A 20,441-nucleotide genomic window follows, 5' to 3' on the forward strand; every position below is an offset into this window, starting at 1 on the left:
CGGTCGATGTGAGGTCGACAACGACCCGTTGCCCAAGGAGAAAGCCCTATGTCGCATCCCGTCCAGACGAGTCCACCCGTCGTGCTCGAGCGCGTCAGTGTCACCGGCGACTGCCCGCGCTGCGGGGAGGCCGTTCTCGCCGCCTATCCGGTCTGCTCGGAAGGTGGCTGGTTCGATGTCGTGAAGTGCCAGTCCTGCCTGCACTCGATCTCGCGTGAGCGTGGGCCGCTGCTCGGCTCCATCCAGCTCCTCGCTGACCTGGTCTGAGGAGGACGAGATGAACATGATGGCAGTCGACGTGGGCGGGACGTTCACGGACGTGGTCGCGGTCAAGGACGGTCAGATAGTGACCGCGAAGGTCTCGACGGAGTACGGCGACGTCGCCTCACCGGTCCTCGCCGGGGCGGCGGAGCTCGGGGTCGGGGACCTCGCGACGTTCAACCACGCGAGCACGCACGGTCTGAACGCGGTGATCACGCGCAACCTCCCGAAGATCGCCTTCCTCACCACCGAAGGACATCGCGACATCCTCGACATGGGTCGGGTATGGCGGCCGGCAGAGGCGATCCTGGACCCGGGTTGGCGCCGTAGCTTCGGCGACGCGGCGCGGCCGCTGGTGCCGCGCTATCTGCGTCGCGGCGTCCGCGAGAGGCTTCTGGCCGATGGTTCGGTCCTCTTCGGTCTGGACGAGGAGCAGGCCCGGGAGCAGCTCGAGCTGCTGGGCCGCTGTGAGGTCGAGGGCGTGGCGATCTGCCTGATCAACGCCTACGTCAACGCTGCACACGAGGAGCGGCTGCGCGAGCTCGTCCGCGAGGTGCTGGGAGACGTCCCGTGCTCGATCTCGAGCGAGGTCTCCCCGCTCGCCAAGGAGTACGCCCGAGCGTCGACGACCGTGGTCGACACCCTGATGAAGATCATCTACACCGACTACACCGCGCGCCTCGACCGCGGCCTCGCGGAGCTGGACTTCGAGGGCCAGCTCAACTTCGCTGACTGCGCCGCGACGTTGGTCCCGGCGGCCGCGGCGATGAACCACCCGTTCCGCATCGTCTTCTCCGGCCCGTCGGCGGGCACCGTCGCCTCGGCGCACTTCGGTGCGTTGATGGGCGAGGACAAGCTGCTGTGCGCCGATATCGGGGGCACCTCCTGCGACATCAGCGTGGTCACCGACGGCACGCCGTTCGTGAACACCTCCTTCGAGCTCGAGCACGACCTCGTGGTGAACGCTCTGGCCAACGACATCACCGCGATCGGTGCAGGCGGCGGCAGCCTGGTCACCGTCGCGGCCACCGGTGAGATCCAGGTCGGTCCTGGCAGCGCTGGCGCCGAACCGGGGCCGGCGTGCTACGGCCGTGGCGGCACTCAGCCCACGACCACGGACACCTGCCTGATGATCGGCATCATCGACGGCGACTCCTTCGCCGGCGGTCGGATCAAGCTCGACAAGGAGCTCTCGCGTGCAGCCTTCGAGTCGTTGCCCGGCCAGCTGACGCTGGCGCAGCGGGTCCGGCACGCCTACGACATGGCCGTCCACAACATCGCCGAGGGCGTCTTCAACGTCGCGATCAAGAACGGGGTCGATCCGCGCGACTACAGCCTCATGGCATACGGCGCCGCGGGGCCGATGTTGCTCCCGGCCGTCCTCGACACGATCCGCTGCAAGCAGGTCGTCGTGCCGCCGTACCCGGGCCTCTTCTCCGCGCTCGGCCTGCTCTCGGCCGACCAGGTCTTCACCGTCAACCGTGGTGCGTACACGGTCCTCTCGGAGGAAGCGATCACCGAGATCGATGCGATGTACGCCTCGATGGAGGCGGAGCTCCGTGACCAGGTGGGCGCGGGCGACGGAGTGACGTTCGAGCGCAGCTTCGACGGTCACCTCCTCGGCCAGAGCTGGGAGACCCCCTTCGTCCCGGTCCCGGACGGCACCATCGACGCCGACGCGATCGGGCAGATGATCGCGGCCTTCCACGACACGTACGAGTCGCGTGCCGGCAACCGCTTCGAGCATTTCCCGGTGCAGGGAGTGACCTTCCGGGTGCGCGCCGTGGTCGACACCGACAAGGTCGCCTACCCGGTGCTCCCGACCCGTGATGGTGACGCTCTGGTGCCCGTCCGCAGGGTGCAGCTGGAGTTCCTCGGTGACGGCGACGCCGATGGTGGTCAGGTCGCTGAGGTCTACGACCGGACCGACCTGCGGCAGGGCGACGTCCTGACCGGCCCGGCCATCGTCCAGGAGGAGCTCTCCACCACGCACGTACGCGCCGGGCAGGAGGCGACCGTCGGTCGCCACGGCGAGCTGATCATCAGGAAGAAGTGAGTGAGATGACTCTTCAGACCACCCCAGAGACGCTGTTGCGCGAACTGCCGGACGCAGATTTCAGCGCCCGCTACCACGCGGACCGCTTCACCGCCTCGGTGATCACCAGCAGGCTCAAGTACGTTGTCGAGCACATGTCCGCGGCGTTCATGCGTGAGGCCTTCTCGCCGATCATCCGCGACTGGTACGACTTCGCGTGCACGATCAGCGGGCCGCCCGAGCAGGACTACCCGATGGCGGTGGTGAGCAACAGCCTGACACCGTTCCTCGGCACCATGGCTGACGCGGTGCGCAACGCCGTCGTCGAGTACGGCCCGGAGAACCTCCGGCCCGGTGACGTCCTGATCTGCAACGACCCCTACCGCGGCGGGCGCCACGTCAACGACGTGCTGTTCGTCCGCCCGGTCTTCGAGGGCGAACGCCTGGTGGCTTTCGTGAACATGTGTGCCCACCAGCTCGACATGGGCGGCACGGTCCCCGGCGGTTTCTCGGCGACCAAGCAGAACGTCTACGAGAACGGCCTCGTCATCCCGCCCATGCTGATGTGGTCGGGAGATGCGCCGGTCCGCTCGACGTTCAGCCTGTTCTTCGACAACACCCGGTTCGGCGCGCTCCTGCTGCCCGACTTCAAGAGCATCTTCCAGCAGCTCAAGCTCGGCGAGCGCCTGCTCCACGAGAACGTCGCGCGCTACGGTCTCGACGCGTTCCTCGGCACGCTCGGGTATGCCGTCGACACCTCGGCCGAGCGCATGCGGGTGGCAATCACGAAGATCCCGGACGGTGACTACGAGGGCACCGCGCTCATCGACGCCGATGGCCTGGACGCCTCGATCGACTATCGGCTGAAGGTGGCGGTCCGCAAGCGCGGGGAGGACATCGAGGTCGACCTGTCGGGGACATCTGCCCAGGCCCGCACCTGCATCAACGCGGGCGTGCTCGACGCGAAGACCACGGTCGGAGTCGCGCTCACGATGCTGCTCGACCCGCTGACGCCGTTCACCAGCGGAACCTGGCGCAACATCGACCTCGTCGCCCCTCCGGGTTCGCTGGTCACGTCGCTTCCGCCGGACGGCGCCAACATGATGTTCTGGGAGGCCTCAGGCGCCCTGATCGCCGCGGTCTTCCAAGCGCTCAACCCGGTGCTCGGCGAGCTCGGCGTCGGCGGCGACTACGGGTCCACGAACACGCACAACGGCATCGGTGTCATGCCGGACGGCACGCCGTGGTCGAGTGTCGTCCAGGCCGGTGGCGAGCACGGTCCGTGGGGCGCCACGCGCCACGGTGACGGAGACAGCTACACCGTGCTCTACAACCTCAACAACCTCGACCCGGCGACCGAGACGATGGAGCACGATGCGCCCCTTGTCGTCCTTCGGAAGGAGCACGCCATCGACACCGGTGGCGCGGGCGCCCACCGGGGCGGTGCCGCGCATCTGAAGGACACGCTCTGGCTGACCGATGCCCAGCAATGGCTCTCTCCGTTCCGCTACAAGGAGCCGAGCGGTGTCGGTGCCCACGGTGGCCGGCCGGGACCCAATGGCGCGATGTGGTTCATTCCGCCGGAGGACCCGGGCGTCGTGCCGACGTCCATGGTCGGTTTCAGCGACGAGGAGTACGCACGCAGCGAGCCCGTCGCCGGGCTCATCGACTCCGCGACCAAACGGCTCGAGCCCGGTGGGGACTATCGCCACTTCGGTGCCAAGCCGATGTGGACCACCTCGGCGAACACGGTTCTACGTGTGCAGACCAACGGCGGCGGTGGCTGGGGCCACCCGTTCGACCGTGACCCGGTCCGCGTCCTCGCGGACGTACGCGATGAGTACGTCAGCATCGCCGGCGCGGCGAGGGACTATGGAGTGGTCGTCCTCGGCGACCCTGCCACCGATCCGGAGGGTCTTCAGATCGACGCCGACGCCACGGCCGCACTACGCGCCGCACACCCAGGAGGTCTGTGATGGGTACGAGCTTGACCTGGATCACGGACTCGGTCGTCGGCCAGGCACCGCCGGTGCCGCCCCAGAAGGCGGCCATCGCCCTGGCCGACCAGCCGCCGCTGAGCTGGGCGGACCTGCATGCGTTGGAGCTGAGGTACGCGAGCGCCCTGCTCGCTGCGGGTGTCGGCAAGGGCGACCGGGTCGGGATGCTGCTGAAGAACTCCACCGATTACATCGCCCTCTACCTCGCGATCGCGCGCGCCGGTGCGATCGCCGTACGGCTCAACTGGCGGCTGGCTCCGGCGGAGCTCGAATTCATTCTCAATGACTCGGGCGCGGCGGTGCTGCTGTTCGACGAGGAGTACGCCGACGGCGTCGCCCGCATCCGGTCGGGGCTCGCGGTCGATACGTACGTGGTGCGCGGCGGAGAGCTGTCCTGGGCCGTAACGTTCGATGCGTTCGTCGACGTCGACGTCGCACCGCCCACGGCGTTTCCGGAGACATCGCTCGATGACCCGGTGGCACTGATGTACACCTCCGGCACGACGGGCCGGCCCAAAGGCGCGATCTGGACGCACGGCAACGATCTCTGGTTCGCATCGATCCAGGGCCTGCGCTGGGGATACGACACCGACACCGTCGCGCTCACTGCAGGGCCGCTCTTCCATGCCGGTGGGTTCGAGGCGCTGCTGCTCGGCGTGCTGTGCAGCCACGGCACGGCAGTCACCTACGCCTCGGGAGGCTTCGACCTGACGGAGTATCTCGCCGCCGGTCGCGAGCGCGGAGCGACCGACATGTTGCTTTACTCGTTCATGATCCCGGAGCTGCTGCGTCTTCCCGACGTGGCATCCCTGGTCCCGTCGACCCTGCGCCGCATCGTCTGTGGCGGAGACACGTTGATGCCCTGGGTCTACGAGGCGATGGCACAGCAGCTACCGGGCATCGAGCTGGTTCAGGTCTTCGGCCTCACCGAGGGCGGCGCGATCAGCACCTGCCTCGAGGGGAAGGACAGGGCACATGCCGGCTCGGTCGGCCGACCGATGCCGCTGACGCAGGTGCGGGTCGTCGATGCCGAGGGGCATGATGCTCCGGCCGGCGAGAGCGGTGAGATCTGGGTCCGCAGCCCTGCCGTCAGCGGTGGCTACTGGAATCGTCCGGAGGCGAGCGCCGAGACGTTCGTCGACGGATGGTGCCGCACAGGGGACCTTGGGGTGCTCGACGCCGACGGATTCCTCAGCATCGGAGGTCGTGCCAAGGACATGATCCGGACGGGCGGAGAGAACGTCTACCCGGCTGAGGTCGAGGCCGTCCTCACCACAGCGCCCGGTGTGGCCGATGCCGCAGTCGTCGGGGTTCCCGACGTCCGATGGGTCGAGGTCGGGTGCGCGATCCTTGTGCCGCTGACGGGCGCGACGATCGACGTCGAAGTGGTCAGACAGCACTGTCTGGACCGTCTGGCGAAGTACAAGGTGCCGCGCCACTTCGTAGTGGAGAACGGCCTGCCGCGCACGGCGTCGGGCAAGGTCAAGAAGTTCGAGCTGCGCGACCAGTATCGCGCCGTAACGACCTCGTGAGCGACCGGGCGCTCGACTCGATCGTCTCAGTGACGGCGAGGCGAGCGCCCGGTCTGCGACGGTGACTCACCGAACCGCTGACGATATTGCTGCGCGAAGCGCCCGGGGTGGAAGAAGCCCCAGCGTGCTGCGACGTCAGTGACGGGCTCGCCTCCGCGAAGCAGCTCGTTGTGGACACGGTCGAGACGAACACCTCGCACGTACGCGCTGGGGGACAGCCCCAGCACATCATGGAACTCTTGCTGCAGCGCCCTCACACTCAGCCCGACGCGGTGCGCCAGGTCGACGCTGGTCAGCTCGGCCGATGGGTCAGCATCGATCAGGTCGACGACCTCGTCGATCCGTGCGCGACGTACGGGCGTCGATGCCTGCGACTGCAGCGCCGTCCTGAGCTGGCTGGGCACCACCATGAGCACCTGGGTCATCAGCAGCGACTCGAGCTCGTAGAAGGCAGCGGGCATCGTTGCCAGACCTGCCGGGCGGCTGAGCTCGCCGTAGACGAACCCCGTGGTCGACAGCAGGGCCTGAGTGGCACCAGAGGTCAGGTCGAAGTTGAGGTCGAACTCGATGAGACCTACCGGGCGGCCGATCATCCTGCTCGCATGGGCCTCCAGCTGCTCGCGTCGCAGCTTGATGACGTACTGCTCGGCGTCGGGGCTCCAGGTGAGCAGGAGGGGATCGTTGGGGAGCAGGGTCACACCGGCCCGGCCTGCTCGCGCCTCCCCGTCCTGACCGCGTTGGCTGGCCGTGCTCGAACCGGTGAGCGGAAGGCTCACGACGTAGTAGGAGTGCATCGGCGGTGCCGAGATGGCGACCTGCGCCCCGTACGACATACGGCCGATGGCCGTCTGCCGGCCCACTGCCATATCGACGTTGAGATCCAGGGACTTGTCGCCGACGACGTGCATCTCGTGCTCGGAGAACGCCTGGGTGACGTGGTCGCGCGCCACTTCCACGTCAGATGTACGGAACGCGACATGGTGCGGCGACATCGAGCGCTCGGACATCAGCTCGGCGCCTTCGCCGTCGCGCGGGCGACCCCGGGTATGACTGCGTGGCGCGAGTTTGCCAACGCAACGACACTGGAGGTGCCGAATGCGCCCTGGCGGTCGTAGAGCACGGCCGACCCCACGGAGATCCCGGAGTCGCTGGAGCGGTGGGTCGCAGAGATCCCGACGCTGCCGCCGACCGGCAGCCGAGCCAGCGTGACGGACACGTCGGCGTTGATGAACTCGACACCACGGTCACCCCAGTTGACAGTCAGGCTCGTGATGTCACTGGCCGCCGACACGATCTCGAACGGCGTTGGGGAGGAGCCCTCGACGGTGACGAGGGGCTGCTGCCAGACGGACTTCGGAAGCTCGTTGTGGTGCTCTGCCGCGGTTGCGGTCCACGTGCCATCGCTGAAGTAGCTGCGCCCTTCTTCGTCATAGGCGAGCGAGTTCGCGGGCGGACGAACTCGACCGCTGGGCGTCCAGACCTGTCCGAGCGGTTCGTCCGAGGTCGCCAGGAACAGGACGTGAGCGCGGGCGACGACGGTCTCTTCCTGGAGCAGCTCGCTGTCCACCAGAGTCAGGCGACCCCCTGCACGAACGATGTTGGTGTGGGTGGTGGTCGGCAGCATGCGAGCAGCTCGGAAGAGCTCGAACGACGCCCGCGCCGGCCGGCGTCCATCGGCGGCGCAGGATTGCTCAGCAGCCCGCCCGAGAAGCCCGGTGATCGCAGGGCCGCGGAGGTTGTCAGGACCCCACCCGCTCATTGCCGGAGAGAGGGGGATGAAGCGGCCGTCCTCTTCGCGGAAGAAGGCGTCGGATGTGTTCATGACGTCGACGGGTCGAAGATGCTTGTCGAGCAGTCGACTACGGCGCCACCGCCGTCGGCCACCACTGTGTGCCCGGTGACCATCGAGGCATCGGACGAGGTGAGGAAGGCACACACCGCCGCGATCTCCGCCGGGTCGGCAGGCCGCCGGAGGGGTACGCGGGAGGTCGCCGCTGCGTACGCCTCCTCGATGGTCGTGCCGTCCCGATCAGCGATGAAAGCCATGCCGCCATCTCCGAGGGGAGTGCGGATCCAGCCCGGACTGACGCCGTTGACGCGTACGCCCTTAGGGCCGTATTCGCGGGCCAACCAGCGGACCAGGCCGACGACGCCCGTCTTCGCCGCCGTGTAGCCAGCGGCGCCGACCGGACCGGAGAAGATCCCGGCAGAGGAGGAGATCAGGACGGCTGACCCCTTCGAGGCGATCAGGTGAGGCATCGCCTCTGCGGTGAGATAGAACGGCCCGCTCAGGTTGATGTCGAGACTCTTCAGCCAGCCCTCCTGAGTCTTGGGACTCGTGGTAGAGGGGACCTGGGCTCCCTGGGCACCGATGACCGCGTCGATCCCGCCCAGTTCTTGCGCCGCTCGTGCCACGACCTCACGGAGTTCCTCGCGCACGGTGCCATCGGCTGGAAGTGCTATGCCTCCCAGCTCATCGGCGACGGCGCGCACCCCATCGGCGTTGATATCGGTCAGAGCTACCTGGGCACCATCGGCGGAGAGGCGTCGGGCGACGGCAGAGCCGAGGCCGCCGGCCGCACCACTGATGAGAACGCGAGCAGGACGCGCGATTGCATAGGTCATGAAATGCACTTTATATTCGAGTGGTCGGGTCGCCAAGGGGTATGGGATCTGTCTTTCGGGGGATGGCGCGGCGCCGTCGTATGCGGGAAGCATGAAGAAGTGCTCCTCGGAACATCTCGCTCCAGGTGTCACACCCCGAGTAGCTAAGGATGCAGATGAACAAGGTTGAGATCGGCGGATGCTCGGTCGCTCACGTCGACGATGTGTTCGTTGCGGGCGAGTGGGTGCCGGGTGACGGAGGGCGTGATCGTGTGGTGACGCCGGCGTCAGGGGCCCTCGTCGCCGAAGTCGCCTTGCCCAGCGTGAACCAGGCGACGGCTGCGGTGACGGCGGCCCACGAGCATGGACTCGCTCGATGGGGCGGGATGGCAGTGACCGAGCGGATCGCCGTGGTCCGACGCTTCTGTGACCTCCTCGAGTCGCGCCTGGATGACCTCGGTTGCGTGTGGGCGGTCGAGGCGGGCATGCCGGTCCGGTACAGCCGCACACTGCACAGGTTCGGTGCGGTGGGCGCTTGGAACGCGTCCATCGCCGCCGCACCCGATGCGTTGCAGGAGAAGATCGTCACCGGGCCGATGGGTGACGTGGCCGTGCGCCGCGAGCCTGCCGGCGTCGTCGCCGGCGTCTTCGCCTACAACGGGCCACTCGTCACGATGGCCACCAAGATCGTCCCGGCCCTCCTCGCCGGCTGCCCGGTGATCGTCAAGGCCGCACCGGAGTCACACCTGATCATGCGGCTCGTCGCGGCGTGTGCCGAGGAGGCGCGCTTCCCGGCGGGAACGCTGAGCATCTTCACGGGTCCCGCAGACACTGCGAGGGCGCTGACTCGAGACCCTCGGGTGGATCTGGTCTCGCTCACCGGAGGACAGGCGACGGCCAGGGACATCATCGAGGCGACCGCACCTCGCTTTGCCCGCACCCATCTCGAGCTGGGTGGGAAGTCGGCGGCGGTGATCCTTCCGGATGCGGATCTCGATCGGGTCCTGCGCAGCCTGGTCCCGGGTGCGACAGCAGGGACGGGACAGGTGTGTGCTCTCCTCTCCCGCGTCCTGGTGCCGGAGTCGCGGCACGACGAGATCGTCGAAGCCCTCCGGGCGGCGTGGAGCCGCCTCACCATCGGCGACCCGCTCGACCCGGCCACCGACATCGGTCCTCTGGCAAACGAGGCTGCGCTCGAACGTACCAAGTCCTTTCTCGCTCGGGCCCTCGAGGAAGGCGCCACGATCGCAGCCGGTGGCGGAGCTCCAGACGGACGCGAAGGGCTCTGGTTCGAGCCGACGATCGTGACGGGCGTGGCCCGCGAGGCGGACCTTGCCCGCAACGAGGTCTTCGGCCCCGTCACCGCCGTGCTCACCTACAGCGACCTCGATGATGCCGTTGCCCTGGCCAACGACACCGAGTTCGGTCTCGCGGCGAGCATCTATACGCGCGATCGGGCCGTGGCGCTCGACCTGGCCGGTCGGGTCACGGCCGGTTCGGTCGCCATCAACGGGTTCGGACCCGACGTCACCGTGCCCTGGGGTGGCCGCTGCGGTTCCGGATGGGGCCGCGAAGGCGGTGCGGAAGGCATCCAGGAGTTCACCGAGCTCAAGCAGATCCTGGTCGGGCCGGGTCTGTCCGACTGACCGATCATCCACCACCGAGAGAAGAGATCCCGATGACTGACGACCGACTTCCCGCCACCGTGGGAGACCGACACCTGTTCATGGCGTGGAGCACCCACACCACGAACTGGGACACCTACGGCACCTGGTACGACGAGGAACACATCCCGCAGGTGATGGACACCACCGGCATGGTCGGTGCCCAACGGTTCGTCCTGGACGACACCAAGCCGCTGCCCGGCGTGAAGAAGCTGGACTGGGGCCACCTCGCGATGTACGAGCTCGAGCAGACTCCGGACGCCTTCCGCGAGGAGGTCAAGAAGATGCTGATGTCCGGCGACATGGTGCTCCCTGGCTACATGGTGCAGCCGTTCAAGGCCCTCTTCCTTCGCCCCGTGAGTGAGGTCCACTACGGCGCAGACTGGGACGCCAACCGTCTCGACGAGCGCCACCTCTTCTTCGCCTGGAGCACCCACACCACCGACTGGGACACTTACGGCAAGTGGTACGACGAGGAGCACATCCCGCAGATTCTCTCCGTTCCAGGGATGCTCCGAGCGCAGCGTTTCCTCCCCGCTGAGACCAGGCCGCTTCCGGGGGTCGAGGTCCCGAACGAGGGTCACCTCGCGCTCTACGAGATGGCCGGGAGCCCCTCGACCTTCCGTGAGGAGTGCAAGCGGATGCTGATGTCGGGCGAGATGGTGCTCCCCGACTACATGGTGCAGCCGTTCGGAGCCACGTTCATGGCTCCGGCCAGCCCTCTCTGGCTCGCCGCCGACTGACCTGCAGTGCGCCAAGAGGGCGTCACTTACTCCGCGAATACTCCGCGAAAACCTCTCCGAGGGGCCCCGAGATCGCCCGAGACGATGAGGTAGCGTGGAGCGTGTCGTCGACGTCGATGACAGATGTCTGCCCAGGTCAAACGGTGGTTGCATGAGATCCGCCGAGAAATCTCGAGAGGTTTGGCACCCGAAGATGGGCGCCAGGCACCAAGAGAAGGCCAGGGGTTCGAATCCCCTCAGCTCCACCAAACGAAAACCCGGTCTCACCTGCGGAAACGTAGGACACGAGGCCGGGTTTCTTGGTTGTCATTCGCCCGCCTCCTCGTCATGTGCCCCCCTGGTGCCCTCCGGAGGCTTCTGAGCACCCCGGTGGCCGGTGTCGTTGAGCCGGTCCAGGCCCGCGGCGTCGGCGCCCGTGCCGAGGAAGTGCAGGTAGAGATTCGTGGTCGCGATCGACTCGTGACCCATCCACTCCTTGACCGTGCCGACGTCGACGCCGCGAGCCAACCACAGGCAGGCAGCCGTGTGACGGAGGTCGTGAAGCCGTCACCCCTGGCCGGTTTGCTCCTACTCCAAGGTGGGGTGACGGCATCTCGGTGCAGGATCGCCCCGGTGGCCGTTGCCCGGAACTCATCGCCCTGGAGCGACTTCGAGTACGTGGCAGCCACGACGTCGACGAGCGCCTCGACGCCTGGCGCGAGACTCCGAGGCTCCCCATCGCAGGCGTCAGGATCGACACCAGCGAGACAGCCCCCGAAGAGGCAGCGCACCGGATAGATCGAGTCGTCCGACGCGGGGGCTGACGACTTGGTCGACCGGCGAGTCGCCGCGGCAAGATTGGTCAGTGTCCCGGCTCCCAGCGAAGGAACACCCAGTGCTCGCCGGGCAACAGATCGCGGGTCGCGTGAGGGATTGCCCGGAACCTCACGGAAACCTCGGGCGGATAGTCAGCGATGCAGTATGTCTCGGCCAGGGAAACGCACTCCTCCTGCACCTCGCCGACGTCGCCCTCGTACAAGAAGCGACCTTCGATCGTGCCTTGCTCCGAGGAGCCTTCGTACTGCACGGCCACGCCACGCAGGTCGGCCGTGACCTGCTCCCAGAGGGCGCGCATCATCGACAGCATCACGTCTGACCGCATTTTCGTCACGGTCGAGTATCGCCTCCGCTGGGCGACCCGGGGGTCAGAAGGTCGCCCCGGTCGGGCTTCATGAGCGAAGCGTCACGACGGCAAGACGCTGGCGGTCTTGCGATCCGTCAAGTGACGGTGACCGTCCGCCGCCTGCGTCAGGGACGCACGCCCGGCTCAAGTAATCGGCCGATCAATCGGCGAGCAAAAGTCGATTCAGTTCCGCGACCCTGTGGATGGTGATGCCGTCCACCTGCTCACGAACGTGCCGCGCAAATGAAGAAGAGCGCCCGGTCCGTAGACCAAGCGCTCACTCTCCAGCCACAGCAGCGCAACGGATCAGCCGAACCCGTCCCGACCGCCACAGCCTGCCTATACCGTGCGGCCGGTGATTCTCGGCCAAGCCGCCTCGTCGAGCAGCGGCATCGTCTCCCACCTCCTGACCGTCATCAGCGTCTGTGTTCTCGGCGGCCTCCTCATCTCCATCCGGTGGGGCGTCAAACGACTCCGCGCGTTGCTATCCGATGCGCCAGCACTTTGGCGATGGGTGGCTCGCATCCTGGATGGGGCTCTCGTGGTGGCCTTCGCGCTGTTCATCCTCGGCATTGCGGTCGTCGTCTTTAGCCTTGCGACTGGGTAGCAGACGCCATTCCCGTTCCGTCCGGGCCGGTTGTTTGGCCGATGGCGAGTGGCGCGGCTGACCGGCAGGGACACTCCCCGCGATGCTTCTAGGAATGATGGTGTTGGGCAGCGTGGGGGCAAGCCCCGGACCCGCGCCAAGGGGCCAGGTGCCGGAATGGGCAACGCTCCGCCCCCGCGATACGGACTGGTGGGTGGATCGGATTTCGTCCCCCATGTGTTGAGTCGCGAACGGCGCGACAGGGAGCCCGGGCCGTCGGCCCGGGCTTCTTTGCGTGGTGCGCCCGTAGCTCTTCTCGGGTTCGATCTGGTGGATGACGAGGATCTCGCGGCTCCTCGGGCAGATCCCCGCAAATGGGGCATGACGCCGAAGAGCAGCGCTGGGCATCCTGCAAGAGGCTCGGGGCGGAGACGACACCACGAGCGGAGGGAATCATGGGGGCATGGCTTCGGCGCGCGCTGGCGGTCTCGGCGGCGGCGAGCGCGGTGGTGCTTGCGGTGGTGCCACCGGCGGCGGCCATTGTGTACGGGGAGCCAGACGAGGGTCGGCATCCGGCCGTAGGCAGCCTCCTCTACGACTTGGACGGGGACGGAGCGCTGGACCAGGCGTGCTCGGGGACCCTGATCTCGCAGACCGTGTTCCTGACCGCCTCGCACTGCACCGCGTTCCTCGACGCGCAAGGCGTCGGCGAGGGTGAGGCCGCGGTGACCTTCGACGACGAGATCGGCCCGGGCATGACCCTGCACCGCGGCACCGCGCACACTCACCCCGACTACGGCTACTCCGGGGCCGGCGGCTTCTCCGAGCCGCACGACATCGCGGTGATCGTGTTCGACGATCCCGTCGGGATCCAGCCCGCCCAGCTCCCCGAAGCCGGCCTCCTGGATGACCTCGACGCCGCACACCAGCTGAGGAGCACCGAGTTCACCACCGTCGGCTACGGGGCGGTCCGCGAAACCCGCAAGGGAGGGTCCGCCGGGATCCTGGCCAACACCGAGCGACGATTCGCCGTCCAGACGCCGGCATGGCTGACCAGGACCTGGTTCACCCTGTCGGTCAACCAGGCCACCGGCGACGGGGGCACCTGCTCCGGCGACTCCGGAGGGCCGCACTTCCTCGGCGCCGGGGCAACCGAGACCGACGTCGTCGTGTCCATCACGGCCACCGGCGACACCCTCTGCAAGGCCGTCGACGTGACCTACCGGGTTGACACCCCCGTCGCCCGCGACTTCCTGGCCGGGTTCGTGAACCTGCCCTGAGTTCGCTTCGCCATGGCCGCCCATACATTCGGCCGCCTCGACACCCCGCTCAGCAGTTTCGTCGTCCGTGCGTCGGGTGTTGCCTGACTCAAGTCCGGGCGGGGTCGACGGGAATGAAGTCGACCTTCTCCCGAACTCCGCAGTCGGGGCAGCACCAGTCGTCGGGTACGTCATTCCAGGCCGTGCCCGCGGCGAATCCCTCGAGCTCGTTGCCGGCGGCGACCTCGTAGAGATAGCCGCAGCCGGGGCACTTGGCGGCGAGAACCTCGACCGCGGAGATGCTCGCCACCGTGACGTCCTCGGTCGTTGCGCGAGCGTGCTCGCCGGCGCCCCACCTGGCCAGGACGCGCTCGCGCTTCCGCGGGGAGATGTTCGCCCGTGTCAGGTCACCGTCGAAGTGCGCGGCGACCCGCTTGTCCATGATGTGCCAGAACAGCGGAGGGATGAGCGCTACGACGATCATGCCGGTGTAGCCGGTCGGGAGCACCGGCGACTCCGGGAAGTCCCGCAGGGTCTGGTAGCGCCGGGTCGGGTTGGCGTGATGGTCGCTGTGCCGCTGCAGGTGGTAGAGCAATACGTTGGTGGCGATGTTGTTGCTGTTCCAGCTGTGCGAGGGGTTGACCCGCTCGTAGCGCTGCCGACCGCCGGTGCCGACCTTCTGTCGCAGCATCCCGTAGTGCTCCATGTAGTTGACCGCCTCCAGGAGCGAGAACCCGACGACAGCCTGGAGCAGCAGGTAGGGCAGGACGACGGGTCCGAGCCACAGGATCAGGGCGCCCCACAGCGCCACCGACATGAGCCAGGCGTTGAGGACGTCGTTTCCCAGGCGGAACGGGTGCTGCTTCTTGCGGGCGAAGCGCTTCTTCTCCAGGTGCCACGACGACGTCAGCGAGCCGGCGACGGTGCGCGGCCAGAAGCCGTAGAAGGTCTCACCCATCCGGGCGGAGGCGGGGTCGTCCGGGGTGGCGACGCGAACGTGGTGGCCGCGGTTGTGCTCGATGTAGAAGTGGCCGTAGAAGGTCTGTGCCAGCGCGATCTTCGAGAGCCACCGCTCGGCGTCCTCACGCTTGTGGCCGAGCTCGTGGGCGGTGTTGATGGCAACGCCTCCGACGATGCCGACCGAGACGGCGATCGCGACGCGGTCGACGGTGGACAGGTCATTCGACGCCAGGTACCACAGTGCGCCGACGAAGCCTGCGTACTGCACCGGAAGATAGAGGAAGGTCACCCAGCGGTAGTACGTGTCGTTCTCCAGCGCCTCGATGACGTCGTCGGGCGGGTTGGTGTCGTCGTAGCCGGTGAGCAGATCCAAGAGCGGGATGACGACGAAGAACATCGCCGGCGTGAGCCAGAGCCACAGGCTCGATCCGGTGGCGTCCCTCAGCAGGACGCCGATGATCGGGAACAAGGGCACGGCGATGCCGAGCACCCACAGGTAGCGCTTCTTGTCCTTCCACTCCGCGTGGGAGCGGGCGGACGCCGCTGATGCGGTCATGAGGGCCTCCTCGGAGAGTCACAGGCGGGGCTGGAACAGCCCGACACCACACGAGACTCGCTGGTGCGCCCCCTGCCACGCTCGTGGCGTGGTTCAAGATCCCATCCGCCATTTGTGTAGATGGCCAACATGTCCCAGCGCCAGGGGGACTACTTCGAGCTCGGTGACCAGCCCTGGCTGTCGGGGGTGTGGAACAGCTCGCGGTGTCGGATCGCCAGCCGAAGCTCGTCTCCGGCCTTGGCCACCGGCCGGTCCAGCAGCTCCTCGGCCCGGCCGAGCCGATACCGGACGGTGTTGCGGTGCACGCGGAGCTCCTCGGCCGCGTCCTCCACGTTCCCGCCGTGAGACATGAAGGCGAGGACGGTCTCGCGAATCCGTGCCGTCGACTCGTCGGGTGACCCCAGCGGCCCCAGCACACGGTCGACGAACCGGTCGACCTCGGGACTGCAGCCGAGCAGGGCGAGGAGCTCGACCTGGTCGTAGCGCAGGACCGGTGTCGATGTGCCGCCCCTCGCGACGATCCGCAGGGCGCGTCGGGCGTCCTCGTGGCTGCTGACGAATCCCTCCGGTCCGGGTGTGGGGGCGCCGGCGTACATGGCAGCCCTGATGCTCACCAGGTTGGGGGCGAGGTCGTCGAGACCGTCCAGCTCGGGCTGGTCACGCGTGCCGATCCAGGCCCACAGCTGACGGCCGCCGGGGTGCACCACGAGCGGGTTGCTCCCACCGAGCCTGCGGGCGACGTCGTGGACGACCCTTTCGAGCCCGTCGATCGCATAGGCGTCAGCGGTCTCCAGGATCAAGGCTGTGTGGTGCACCGACATCGGATAGCCGCCCAGGGCGGCCGAGGTGCGGCGGGCGTCGGTCGGCGCCCCGGCGAGGAGGGCCTTCACGACCTCGTACCGCTGTGCCGCCACGCCTTTGGTGTGGCGAGAGCTCTCGGCATGGAAGATCTCGGTGGAGTCGGTGATCGCTGCGTCGATCCATGAGCTCGCGCGTCCCCAGAGGAAGATGAGCAGCGCAGCATGGTCGATCTGGTCGGTCGGCAGCGCGTTGACGACGCCGGTGACGTAGCGCCACGACTCCTGCTGAGCGGCTCGGTAGATCTTGATCAGAAGCTCCAGCGGTAGCTGGCGAGCAGCGACCTCACGAGCCATCCGACTGCCGGCTCGTGGCAGGTGGGCTTGGAAGTCGGGATGGACGAAGGCTGCCAGGAACGCGAGCCAGTGTTCCTTGACGGCGTCGTCCAGGAGCGCGACGAAGTCCGGCTCCGAGGCCATCTCGGGCAGCTCGCGCCGGATCGCGCTGCTCGTCCGGGTGACCCAGCCGTCGATCATCTCCGGGCGCAGCTCGTCGGCGATGAACGCCGGGAGCCAGGCGGCGACCCCGGGAGGAAGAGCATCGATGGTCAACTGAGGTCCCTCCCGACCGGGGTAGGCGCGCTGGCTCGCCAGGCTAGCCCACTTTGTGACCGTGGCCACGTTGTGATCGCGCCAGTGCCGCGGGTGCCGATCCGGGCTCCAGCCCGATGCCGGACCGTTTGTCGTGCCGCACAACCGCGCGTCGACATTTGGGCGCTGACCACAAGAGGCCGCCGCAACTCCGTTGATGAACTACGCGAGCCCCGATCGTGTGACGGGCAACACTTTCCGAACAACTGACAGGAGTGCCCGGTGGATGCATCGTGCGCCGAGCAGGCCTATGACGTCGTCGTGGTCGGCTCCGGCTTCGGCGGCTCGGTCGCCGCTCTGCGGCTGGTCGAGAAGGGCTACCGGGTGCTGGTGCTCGAGGCCGGTCGTCGGTTCCGCGACGAGGACTTCGCCAAGACCTCCTGGGACGCCCGGAGATTCCTGTTCGCGCCTCGACTCGGCTGCTTCGGAATCCAGCGCATCCGTCTCCTCCGCGACGTGGTCGTGCTCGCCGGCGCAGGTGTGGGCGGTGGTTCGCTGGTGTACGCGAACACGCTCTACGAGCCGCGCTCGGACGCCTTCTACCGCGACACCCAGTGGTCCCACATCACCGACTGGCGCGAGGAGCTGGCTCCGTACTACGACCAGGCCAAGCGGATGCTCGGGGTCCGGCCGAACCCGACGACCACCCGCCCCGACGAGATCATGGGCGAGGTCGCCGCCGAGCTCGGCGTGGCCGATACCTACGGCCCTGCGCCGGTCGGGGTCTTCTTCGGCCGGGACGACGCCTTGGAGCCCGGCGTGACGGTCGCAGACCCGTACTTCGGCGGGGTCGGTCCCGACCGCACCGGATGCCTGGAGTGCGGCGAGTGCATGACCGGATGCCGGCACAACGCCAAGAACACGCTCCTGAAGAACTACCTCCACCTCGCCGAGCGCGGCGGCGCCGAGGTGCGGGAGCTCACCACCGTCGACAGCATCACGCCGGCCGACGGTGGCTACCGCATCGCCACCCACGAGACGGGCCGGTCACGCCGGCGCACCGCGCAGACGATCACAGCCGAACAGGTGATCATCGCCGCCGGCACCTGGGGGACCCAGGAGCTGCTGCACACCATGAAGCAGCAGGGCCTCCTGCCCGGCCTCTCCGACCGGCTGGGGGAGCTGACCCGCACCAACTCCGAGGCCCTGTGCACCGCGAGCACGCGACCGGGGCGCCGGACCGACGGCGACCTCAACCACGGTGTCGCCATCACCAGCTCGATCCACCCCGACGACCACACCCACATCGAGCCGGTACGTTACGGCGCCGGATCCGGCTTCATGGGGCTGCTCACCACGGTGATGACCGACGGCGGCGGCCGGGTGCCGAGGGCGGTCAAGTGGGTCGGCCAGATCCTGCGTCATCCGGTCCAGTTCGTCGGCCACTACCTGGGGATCCGCACCTGGGCGGAGCGTACGGTCATCGCCCTCGTCATGCAGACCAGCGACAACTCGATCACCGTCTTCGGCAAGAGGCGGCGCCTCGGCCGCGGGTCGCTGCGGCTCTCCTCGAAGCAGGGCCACGGCGAGCCGAACCCGACCTGGATCCCGGTCGCCAACCAGGCGATGCGCAGCATCAGCGAGAAGATCGACGGCCGGCCGTTCTCGAGCGTCGGTGAGATCTTCAACGTCCCGATGACGGCCCATTTCCTCGGCGGCTGCGTGATCGGGGACAGCGCCGAGAGCGGCGTCGTGGACCCCTACCACCGCGTCCACGGCCATCCCGGGCTGCACATCACCGACGGCTCGACGATCTCCGCCAACCTCGGGGTGAACCCGAGCCTGACGATCACGGCACAGGCCGAGCGCGCCATGTCGATGTGGCCGAACAAGGGCGGGAACGACCCGCGGCCGTCCCTCGGCGCGGCCTACCGGCGAACGGCGCCGGTCAGCCCGAACCGCCCGATGGTGCCGGTCGAGGCACCCGCTGCTCTGCGACTGCCGGTGATCACGATCAACCGCCGGGCGGCTTCATGACCGCCGCCCCGACCGACCGGGTCGAACCGTCCGGTGTCCGAGGCATGACGCCCGAGCGTCAGAGGATCGCCGCCGAGGCGCTCCAGTCCCACGCGATCTTCAAGGCTCTGGCGTCCTTCGGTGACTTCTACGCCTTCGTCGTCTCGGTCTTCCGGAAGGGGTTCACGCGGAGGTTCCAGTTCCGTGAGTTCGTCTCCCAGGCATGGTTCATCACCACCGTCTCGTTCTGGCCGGCGCTCCTGGTCGCGATCCCGTTCTGCGTGGTCATCATCTTCCAGGTCAACCAGCTCCTGATCGAGATCGGTGCGGTCGACCTGGCCGGCGCGGGCGCTGCCGTCGCCGTCGTCCGCGAGATCGGCCCGATCGTCAGCGTTCTCGTCGTCGCGGGGGCGGGAGCCACCGCGATCTGCGCGGACCTGGGCTCGCGCAAGATCCGCGAGGAGATCGACGCGATGACCACCCTCGGGATCGATCCGGTCCAGCGCCTCGTCGTCCCTCGCGTGGTCGCCTCGACCCTCGTGGGCATCGCGCTCAACGGCCTGGTGACCGTCGTCGGCCTGGTCGGCGGCTACTTCTTCTCCGTGGTGCTGCAGGGCGCCACCCCAGGGCTCTACCTCAACGACCTCACCCTTCTCGTGGGGCTCTCAGACTTCATCGCCGCTGAGGCCAAGGCAGCTGTCTTCGGACTGCTGGCCGGCCTGACCGCCTGTTACCTGGGGCTCAACGCCAAGGGCGGGCCCAAAGGCGTCGGGGAAGCAGTGAACCAGACCGTCGTGTTCGCGTTCATGCTCCTGTTCGCCGCCAACAGCGTGATCAGCACCCTGTTCCTCCAGCTCAAGTCGGGAGCCTGAGATGGCCGTCAACACATCAGCTCTCCGCGAGCTCGGCGAGCAGCTCGCCTTCCACGGCCGCGCCTACGCCCACTTCCCCCATGCCTTCCGCCGCTACCGCAAGGAAGTCGTCCGGCTCCTGGCCGAGGTCGCGATGGGAACCGGCGCCCTGGCGCTGATCGGCGGGACCGTTCTCGTGATCGGCTTCCTCACCGCGGCGTCGGGCATCGAGGTCGGGCTGCAGGCGTACACGTCCTTCGACAACATCGGCGTCTCCGCGCTGTCGGGGTTCTTCTCGGCGTACTTCAACACTCGCGAGGTGGCTCCGATCATCGCGGGGATCGCACTCACAGCGACCGTCGGCGCGGGGTTCACCGCCCAGATCGGCGCCATGCGGGTCTCGGAGGAGATCGACGCGCTCGAGGTGATGGCAGTGCCGCCGGTGCCCTACCTGGTCACCACCCGGATCATGGCCGGGCTCATCGCCGTCATCCCGCTGTACGCCATCGCGGTGATGATGTGCTGGCTGGCGACGCGGCTGGTGGTGACCGTCGGCTACGACGAGGCGCCGGGCACCTACCAGCACTACTTCGACACCTTCCTGATCCCCGGCGACCTGTTCCTGTCCATGCTGAAGGTGGCGATCATGGCGCTGGTCGTGGTCTCGGTGTGCTGCTACCACGGGTTCACGGCGTCGGGTGGACCCGCCGGCGTCGGCCGGGCCGTCGGCCGGGCCGTGCGCTCGGCCCTCGTCGCCATCATGTTCGTCGACCTGATCTTCGGCATCGCCATCTGGGGCGGTCCGTCGGTCCACATCGCGGGGTGAG

At 67.8% G+C, this 20,441-nt stretch carries 18 protein-coding genes; 11 read left to right on the plus strand and 7 right to left on the minus strand.

Annotation, left to right across the window (positions count from 1 at the left end):
- Positions 1-48: 48 nt before the first annotated feature.
- From ACZ6WN_RS04130 to ACZ6WN_RS04145, 4 genes are read left to right on the plus strand one after another with little or no spacing between them, the layout of a single operon-like run.
- Entirely contained in the window at positions 49-267 is a 219-nt protein-coding gene (locus ACZ6WN_RS04130) for a hypothetical protein (RefSeq protein ID WP_465862868.1), read from the plus strand.
- A 10-nt stretch (positions 268-277) separates the two neighbouring features.
- Positions 278-2,317 (plus strand): hydantoinase/oxoprolinase family protein, encoded by a 2,040-nt coding sequence (locus tag ACZ6WN_RS04135; protein WP_465862869.1) that lies wholly within the window; start codon positions 278-280, stop codon positions 2,315-2,317.
- Positions 2,318-2,322: 5 nt separating this feature from the next.
- The gene (locus ACZ6WN_RS04140) at positions 2,323-4,272 is read left to right on the plus strand and encodes a hydantoinase B/oxoprolinase family protein (protein WP_465862871.1); all 1,950 of its coding nucleotides are present in this window, start codon (positions 2,323-2,325) and stop codon (positions 4,270-4,272) included.
- Positions 4,273-4,283: 11 nt separating this feature from the next.
- Positions 4,284-5,825 (plus strand): class I adenylate-forming enzyme family protein, encoded by a 1,542-nt coding sequence (locus ACZ6WN_RS04145; protein ID WP_465862872.1) that lies wholly within the window; start codon positions 4,284-4,286, stop codon positions 5,823-5,825.
- Between the two features lie 26 nt (positions 5,826-5,851).
- On the opposite strand, the gene ACZ6WN_RS04150 is transcribed toward ACZ6WN_RS04145, so the two are convergent.
- Genes ACZ6WN_RS04150 through ACZ6WN_RS04160 form a run of 3 tightly spaced genes read right to left on the minus strand, consistent with a single transcriptional unit; the run spans position 5,852 to position 8,543 of the window.
- Complete coding sequence (locus tag ACZ6WN_RS04150) at positions 5,852-6,832, minus strand: AraC family transcriptional regulator (protein ID WP_465862873.1); 981 nt, start codon at positions 6,830-6,832, stop codon at positions 5,852-5,854.
- The gene (locus tag ACZ6WN_RS04155) at positions 6,832-7,647 is read right to left on the minus strand and encodes an acyl-CoA thioesterase domain-containing protein (protein WP_465862875.1); all 816 of its coding nucleotides are present in this window, start codon (positions 7,645-7,647) and stop codon (positions 6,832-6,834) included. The genes ACZ6WN_RS04150 and ACZ6WN_RS04155 overlap by 1 nt, the downstream gene beginning before the upstream one ends.
- Complete coding sequence (locus ACZ6WN_RS04160; protein ID WP_465862876.1) at positions 7,644-8,543, minus strand: SDR family NAD(P)-dependent oxidoreductase; 900 nt, start codon at positions 8,541-8,543, stop codon at positions 7,644-7,646. Before ACZ6WN_RS04160 ends, ACZ6WN_RS04155 begins: the two co-directional genes overlap by 4 nt.
- A gap of 62 nt (positions 8,544-8,605) precedes the next feature.
- Between ACZ6WN_RS04160 and ACZ6WN_RS04165 the strand changes: the two genes are divergently transcribed.
- Together ACZ6WN_RS04165 and ACZ6WN_RS04170 are read left to right on the plus strand one after the other, a co-directional pair.
- The gene (locus ACZ6WN_RS04165) at positions 8,606-10,075 is read left to right on the plus strand and encodes an aldehyde dehydrogenase family protein (RefSeq protein WP_465862877.1); all 1,470 of its coding nucleotides are present in this window, start codon (positions 8,606-8,608) and stop codon (positions 10,073-10,075) included.
- Positions 10,076-10,107: 32 nt separating this feature from the next.
- Positions 10,108-10,836, plus strand: a complete 729-nt coding sequence (locus tag ACZ6WN_RS04170) for a hypothetical protein (RefSeq protein WP_465862878.1) — start codon at positions 10,108-10,110, stop codon at positions 10,834-10,836.
- A gap of 306 nt (positions 10,837-11,142) precedes the next feature.
- Here ACZ6WN_RS04170 and ACZ6WN_RS04175 read toward each other — a convergent pair whose 3' ends face one another.
- Both ACZ6WN_RS04175 and ACZ6WN_RS04180 read right to left on the minus strand, forming a co-directional pair.
- The gene (locus tag ACZ6WN_RS04175; RefSeq protein WP_465862879.1) at positions 11,143-11,343 is read right to left on the minus strand and encodes a hypothetical protein; all 201 of its coding nucleotides are present in this window, start codon (positions 11,341-11,343) and stop codon (positions 11,143-11,145) included.
- 334 nt (positions 11,344-11,677) lie between these two features.
- Positions 11,678-11,977 carry a MafI2 family immunity protein gene (locus ACZ6WN_RS04180; RefSeq protein WP_465862881.1) on the minus strand — a complete coding sequence of 100 codons (300 nt, stop codon included), beginning with the start codon at positions 11,975-11,977 and terminating at the stop codon, positions 11,678-11,680.
- Between the two features lie 376 nt (positions 11,978-12,353).
- Between ACZ6WN_RS04180 and ACZ6WN_RS04185 the strand changes: the two genes are divergently transcribed.
- Together ACZ6WN_RS04185 and ACZ6WN_RS04190 are read left to right on the plus strand one after the other, a co-directional pair.
- Positions 12,354-12,605, plus strand: a complete 252-nt coding sequence (locus tag ACZ6WN_RS04185; RefSeq protein ID WP_465862882.1) for a hypothetical protein — start codon at positions 12,354-12,356, stop codon at positions 12,603-12,605.
- Between the two features lie 434 nt (positions 12,606-13,039).
- A complete protein-coding gene (locus ACZ6WN_RS04190; protein ID WP_465862883.1) occupies positions 13,040-13,864 on the plus strand; it encodes a trypsin-like serine protease in 825 nt (274 codons plus the stop codon).
- An 88-nt stretch (positions 13,865-13,952) separates the two neighbouring features.
- Here the strand turns inward: ACZ6WN_RS04190 and ACZ6WN_RS04195 are convergent, their stop codons facing one another.
- Entirely contained in the window at positions 13,953-15,359 is a 1,407-nt protein-coding gene (locus ACZ6WN_RS04195; protein ID WP_465862884.1) for a fatty acid desaturase, read from the minus strand.
- 149 nt (positions 15,360-15,508) lie between these two features.
- Positions 15,509-16,768 (minus strand): PucR family transcriptional regulator, encoded by a 1,260-nt coding sequence (locus tag ACZ6WN_RS04200; protein WP_465862885.1) that lies wholly within the window; start codon positions 16,766-16,768, stop codon positions 15,509-15,511.
- Positions 16,769-17,029: 261 nt separating this feature from the next.
- Here ACZ6WN_RS04200 and ACZ6WN_RS04205 point away from each other — a divergent pair, with 261 nt between their 5' ends.
- From ACZ6WN_RS04205 to ACZ6WN_RS04215, 3 genes are read left to right on the plus strand one after another with little or no spacing between them, the layout of a single operon-like run.
- A complete protein-coding gene (locus ACZ6WN_RS04205; protein WP_465862886.1) occupies positions 17,030-18,784 on the plus strand; it encodes an FAD-dependent oxidoreductase in 1,755 nt (584 codons plus the stop codon).
- Complete coding sequence (locus ACZ6WN_RS04210) at positions 18,781-19,635, plus strand: MlaE family ABC transporter permease (RefSeq protein ID WP_465862887.1); 855 nt, start codon at positions 18,781-18,783, stop codon at positions 19,633-19,635. The genes ACZ6WN_RS04205 and ACZ6WN_RS04210 overlap by 4 nt, the downstream gene beginning before the upstream one ends.
- A gap of 1 nt (position 19,636) precedes the next feature.
- Positions 19,637-20,440, plus strand: a complete 804-nt coding sequence (locus ACZ6WN_RS04215) for an MlaE family ABC transporter permease (RefSeq protein WP_465862889.1) — start codon at positions 19,637-19,639, stop codon at positions 20,438-20,440.
- The last annotated feature ends 1 nt before the right edge of the window (position 20,441 follow it).

Source organism: Nocardioides sp. NPDC054178 (genome assembly GCF_055585005.1).